Raw genomic sequence first — 5395 nt, 5'->3', positions numbered from 1 at the left:
TGCCACCGACAATGGTCATTCCTCTTCCGCGTATGCAAAAATTTATTTGCGTCGAGTTGTGACGGATTGGCGCGGTTTCCTCGCCGGGTAGGAGCACGTCCAGGGTCACTCTCACACCCGGATTCAGACCTGGCGTCGCTGGATTCGCACTAGGATGTACGAACTGCACTTGCCGGCGGCCATTTGCCGGGTGCGGCGCGGATGCAAGTCGTTCGATCTGCTCTTCAAATTGTTCGCGAGTAATCGTGACGGGCCACCATTCCTTCGCAGGTTTCCAGGTTTCAGGATCGCACGTGCGAGCCGTTCCTCCGACCTGATCGATGAATTTGACTGGAGCTTGATCCATCACCTCGACTCCTCTACTTATCCATTGAACCCGTCTTCGAAGATCGACGGAACCGGCGCAGTGATTGCAAGGCTGTTTACGATGATCGCGTGGGTGGTATAGCGGCCCATGACGAAAAGTACGGCGACCGCGCGCTTGACACCCAGCTGTTCGACTACTGCGTCGAGCAGCATCGAGCCTTCGATACCGTTTGAGCGGACTGCCGAGATGACGAAGCGCTGGACCGTGCGTTCTTCTCGGCTCAGTTCAGGTTGATCGTCAGGCGCCAAGGCTTCCACCGCGGCTATCCACGCTCGACCATAGCCCAGCCTCACCGCCAGCCGTTCGTGCTGATTCCTTTCGTAGGCGACGTGCTTGATGGTGGCCACCGTGAGCGCGATAAGCTCGACCAACCGCATGTCGAGTTCACCTTTCGAAAACTCCGTAAAATCCATGAAGGCCTTGAGCGCCTGAGGCTGATGTGCGGTTGCGGCAAAAAACTCACCCAGATATCCAAGTCGCGCAACTTTGGCACGCAAGCCGTCCGCGACTTCGGGCGCGAGCTCCTCGAACCCGAGGCGAGGTATCAATGTGCTCATGGCTCATTCAATATAAATACTTTTATTGCTAATCAATTTAACATAGGATGCGAAATTATGAAACGGGGCACGCCGAAAAGCGAATTCCCGCTCAGCGAAAGCACTGGTGCGATGGTTCGTATGACCCATCTAGCATTTGCGCAGGACTTGCAGAATCACTTGGCCAATTTCGATATTCCGGTAGGCATGTGGTTTTACCTGCGTGCATTGTGGGAAGAGGATGGAATTACTCAGCGAGAGCTAAGTAAACGTGTTTGCGCAACGGAGCCGACTACCGCTTTGCAGCTCGTCAAGATGGAGGAACGCGGTTATATCGAGCGCCGACGTTCGGAGATCGATCGTCGTAACAGTCACGTCCACCTCACGGCACGCGGTCGCGCGCTTCAGGCAAAGCTACTGCCGTACGCAGTAATGGTGAATGCCAGTGCAACGGCGGGACTGACAGCGAAAGAGGTGGCGCAGCTGCATTCGTTGCTCGCCAAGCTTCGCGAAAATCTCGAAGCGCGGCTTGGCAACGACGTTGAGGTGGAGAAGCCTCGGGAAAGCGCAAGAAGGACAGCGCGGTCGGGCGCAAAACTCAAGTCGGTCTCTTAAGGTCCATCCCCGAAAACGCGACTACGCCGACTACATGATGACATTCCCGTCGCCATCGAACGATGCGAAGAAGCGAGACGAAAATTCCGACAATGGGCGAGATGAATTATTGACTGTTCTCCGATCAAGGAACGCAAGTATCGTCCGCTTTTTATAAAAACCAAAGACTTCGCCAATGTTTTTATCGGTATCAACGAGCGCTGGTGATTTATGGCAAGCAATGTAGCAGGCTCAACCTCGATCACTTCTAATTCGCGCAGTCCGTGGACCCCGGGGAATTACAGCCGCGTACCCTATTGGATCTATACGGATGAAGAAATCTTTTCTACGGAGATGTCGAGGATCTTCTGCGGGAGGAGCTGGTCATATGCTGGGCTTGCAGTTGAACTGCCTGAGCCCGGCAGCTTCCTGAGTACAACGATAGGAAATAGATCAGTCATTGTTTGTAGAAACCGAGACGGCGCATTGCGCGCGTTTGCCAATCGCTGCGCGCACAGAGGCGTCAAGTTTTGCAGACAGCGGCACGGCAAGGCGACGAAATTCACGTGTCCATATCATCAATGGACATACGATCTGAACGGCGCTTTAAAAGGCGTGCCGTTTCGCGGCGGCGTAAAAGGACAAGGAGGGATGCCATCGGATTTCGATCTGACGGCGCATGGGTTACAGCAGCTTCGGGTGACAGAGCACAACGGCGTTATCTTTGCGTCCTTTTGTCAGGACATTGAAAATTTCACCGATTACCTGGGCGAAACCAACCGATACTATTTCGAGCGCGTCTTCGATGGGCGACAGCTCCAGGTGCTGGGGTATACCCGCCAGCTGATTCCGGGCAACTGGAAGCTCATGTTCGAGAATATCAAGGATCCCTATCACGCCTCGCTTCTGCATGTATTCCTGGTGACCTTCGGGCTGTTTCGCGCGGACCAGGAATCGCAAGTCAAGATGGATAGGACGGGTCGGCACGGCTTGCTAATTTCCCGCCGCGGCAGCCATCAGGCGACGGAGCACACTAAGGACATCGCAAATCTTCGAAGCGACTTCAGACTAAGGGATCCTAGATTGTTGGATCCCGTAAAAGAATTCAAAGACGCCGCGACCGTTGTCATGCACACGATTTGGCCGAATCTCATCGTGCAGCAACAGTCGAACACCATTGCGATGAGGCAGATCCAACCCAGGGATCCTGGCTCATTCGAGCTGTCATGGACGTTTTTTGGTTATGCGGATGACGATGCGGCGATGACACTGAGGCGATTGCGACAAGCCAATCTCATGAGTGCGTCTGGTCTCGTCTCCGGCGACGATAGCGAAGTGATGAAGCTCGCGCAGGACGGGTTGCGGTCTTATCCCGAGTGCGAGGCAATTCTCGAAATGGGCGGGACAGCGACCGCTGACGAGGAGCACATGGTGACCGAAACGGCGATTCGTGCGTTCTATAAGTATTACAGAGAAATCATGGAGCTCTGACGTGGTCGCCGAATCGATCGCTTATCGACAGCTCGAAGATCTGTACGCGAGGTACGCGGAAGCCTTGGACGATGGTCCGCTCGAACAATGGCCGGAGTTTTTCACGGAAAATTGTCTATATCTCATCATCCCTCGTGAGAACGTAGAGCGCGGCATGCCGCTGGCAATCATGCGGTGTGAAAGCAAAGGCATGCTGTATGACCGCGTCACCGCGGTGCTCGAAACAATGATGTACGAGCCGCGCTATCTACGTCATCACGTCACGAATTTAAGAATAACGAAATGCGATGACACCGAGATAGAGGCGGTAGCCAATTTTTCGGTGATTGAAGTACTGCCGGAAAGTTTGCCGAGAATCTTGATGGTAGGGCGATATCTAGATCGGCTGTTGCTAGAGTCGGATGGCGTTTGGCGCTTTTCGGAACGCCATTGCATTTATGACTCCACACTTGTGCCCAATTCGATCATTTATCCCGTTTAAGCAGGAGAGTTGATTCTGTCGCCGAACGAATAATTAAAGCGCTCGATTCATATGATTCTAAAAGAGGACGCCTATCGATCCTAGAGAGCGCCAATCTTGGGGAGATTGCAATTGCCAGCGTTTCCATTGACTGATTCTAAAGAGGCTTACGACTTCATCATAGTTGGTGCCGGTTCCGCCGGCTGCGTGCTCGCGAATCGACTAAGCGAGGACGGCTCGTCGGTATTATTGCTTGAAGCGGGTACATGGGATCGCGATCCGTTCATCCACATTCCGATCGGAATAGGGAAGATTTTTCCGGAACGAATGCATGATTGGGGCTACTTCATGCAGCCGGACGTGGGGCTTGATGGGCGAGCTATCGAATGCGCTCGCGGAAGGATCGTCGGCGGTTGCTCGTCCGTTAACGTGATGGTCTACATGCGAGGGAATCGCGGCGATTACGAACGATGGGCAGCTCTCGGGCTGGAGGACTGGTCGTACGAGCGAGTCCTTCCATATTTCAAGAAGGCGGAGACCTGGGAGGAGGGCGACAACGCGTTTAGAGGAGGAGCGGGCCCGCTGAAAGTGCGATACAGCAGGTACGAAGATCCGCTGCTCGCATCCTTCATCGAGGCAGGCACTCAGGCGGGCTATGCCGAGGTGCGGGACTACAACGCCGAGCAGCAGGAGGGGATGGCCCGTATTCAGCAGACTATTCACCGAGGGCGCCGCTGCAGTGCCGCAGTGGCCTATTTGAGGCCCGCCTTGAATCGCAAGTCGCTGCATGTCGTCGTCAAGTCGCTCGTCACCAAGGTCGTCATTGAAGGACATCGAGCAGTCGGCGTGAATTACCGCAGAGGAGGTAAGACGCACACTGCCCGAGCGCTCAGGGAAGTGATCCTTTGCGGAGGCGTAATCAACTCACCGCAGATTTTGATGCTGTCCGGTGTCGGCGACCCTGCCCAACTTAAGGAAAAGGGAATCCCTGCCAAGGTCGAAAATTCGGCAGTAGGTTGCAACCTCAGAGACCACTTGTCTGTGATGCTGACACATCGGCGCATGGACGAAGGTCCGTTCGAGCCGGCCATGCGCTACGATCGATTAATGCAGTCGATGATCGGATCCTGGCTGGGCGCGGAAACCTTTGCCAGCGATGTGCCGACCGGGGTTACCGGCTTTATTAAAACGACACCGCGCTCAAAATTACCCGACGTTCAACTTCTTTTTCTCGCAGCCCCACTGCCCTCTCATCCCTGGCTCAGGCCATTCATCCCGCCCGTGCCTGATACGTTCGGATGCCGCGTCGTTTTGTTGAGGCCGGAAAGCAGAGGGCGCATCACATTGGCATCGGATGACCCCGCTGCCGCCCCCCTGATCTCTCCTAATTTTTTGGCCGAGCCATCAGATCGAGAGACCTTGAGACGCGGTATGCGGATTCTTCGCAGGATAATGGCGCAGCCTGCCATGAGTGCTCATAGAGGAATCGAGCTGGCGCCGGGTCCCGGAGTGAGCTCGGATGACGAAATTGACGCGTTTATTCGTAAAACGTCCGTGACGGTTCATCATCCCGTGGGCACTTGCCGAATGGGCGCCTCAAACGATAGGGAGCGGGTTGTGGATCCGCAGCTACGCGTGTGCGGGGTTGACGGACTACGCGTGGTAGACGCCTCCGTGATGCCGGATCTCGTCGGTGGAAACATAAACGGCATCGTAATCATGATCGCCGAAAAAGCAGCCGACATGATACGTGCGTGAGCATTGTTTTCGTCGATCGTTGAGCAATCGCTGCCAAACTCTTGAAACTCAAATACGTAGTCGTCGACTAAAACGCTTTTGCTCGTTGAAGAAAGGGAGCGCAGCCATGCTGAAAACACTTGGTAAAGTGGGTGCGGTCGATATAGGCCGGGTGCTGGACAGTTCGTTGCTCGGCTTCTCGGCACAGAA

Annotated in this window: 6 protein-coding genes; 4 read left to right on the top strand and 2 right to left on the bottom strand. The window is 54.7% G+C overall.

What is annotated here, in order from left to right:
* Both AB7F49_RS37875 and AB7F49_RS37870 read right to left on the bottom strand, forming a co-directional pair.
* Nucleotides 1–346: hypothetical protein (locus tag AB7F49_RS37875; protein WP_428532705.1), on the bottom strand; the 346-nt coding region annotated here is incomplete at its 3' end.
* Nucleotides 347–363: 17 nt separating this feature from the next.
* A complete protein-coding gene (locus AB7F49_RS37870) occupies nucleotides 364–924 on the bottom strand; it encodes a carboxymuconolactone decarboxylase family protein (protein WP_428532702.1) in 561 nt (186 codons plus the stop codon).
* 57 nt (nucleotides 925–981) lie between these two features.
* Here AB7F49_RS37870 and AB7F49_RS37865 point away from each other — a divergent pair, with 57 nt between their 5' ends.
* The 4 genes from AB7F49_RS37865 (at nucleotide 982) to AB7F49_RS37850 (ending at nucleotide 5206) form a co-directional block, all read left to right on the top strand.
* Nucleotides 982–1518: a MarR family winged helix-turn-helix transcriptional regulator gene (locus tag AB7F49_RS37865; protein ID WP_428532699.1), complete on the top strand. Its 537-nt coding sequence runs from the start codon at nucleotides 982–984 to the stop codon at nucleotides 1516–1518.
* A 210-nt stretch (nucleotides 1519–1728) separates the two neighbouring features.
* Nucleotides 1729–2988, top strand: coding sequence for an aromatic ring-hydroxylating dioxygenase subunit alpha (locus AB7F49_RS37860; RefSeq protein ID WP_428532696.1), 1260 nt, complete (start codon nucleotides 1729–1731; stop codon nucleotides 2986–2988).
* A 1-nt stretch (nucleotide 2989) separates the two neighbouring features.
* The gene (locus tag AB7F49_RS37855; RefSeq protein ID WP_428532693.1) at nucleotides 2990–3469 is read left to right on the top strand and encodes an aromatic-ring-hydroxylating dioxygenase subunit beta; all 480 of its coding nucleotides are present in this window, start codon (nucleotides 2990–2992) and stop codon (nucleotides 3467–3469) included.
* 111 nt (nucleotides 3470–3580) lie between these two features.
* Nucleotides 3581–5206, top strand: a complete 1626-nt coding sequence (locus tag AB7F49_RS37850) for a GMC family oxidoreductase (RefSeq protein WP_428532690.1) — start codon at nucleotides 3581–3583, stop codon at nucleotides 5204–5206.
* Nucleotides 5207–5395: the final 189 nt, after the last annotated feature.

The sequence above is a fragment of the Pseudorhodoplanes sp. genome, assembly GCF_050250235.1.
Taxonomy (GTDB): domain Bacteria; phylum Pseudomonadota; class Alphaproteobacteria; order Rhizobiales; family Xanthobacteraceae; genus Pseudorhodoplanes.
This window is presented reverse-complemented; position numbering and strand designations above follow the sequence as displayed.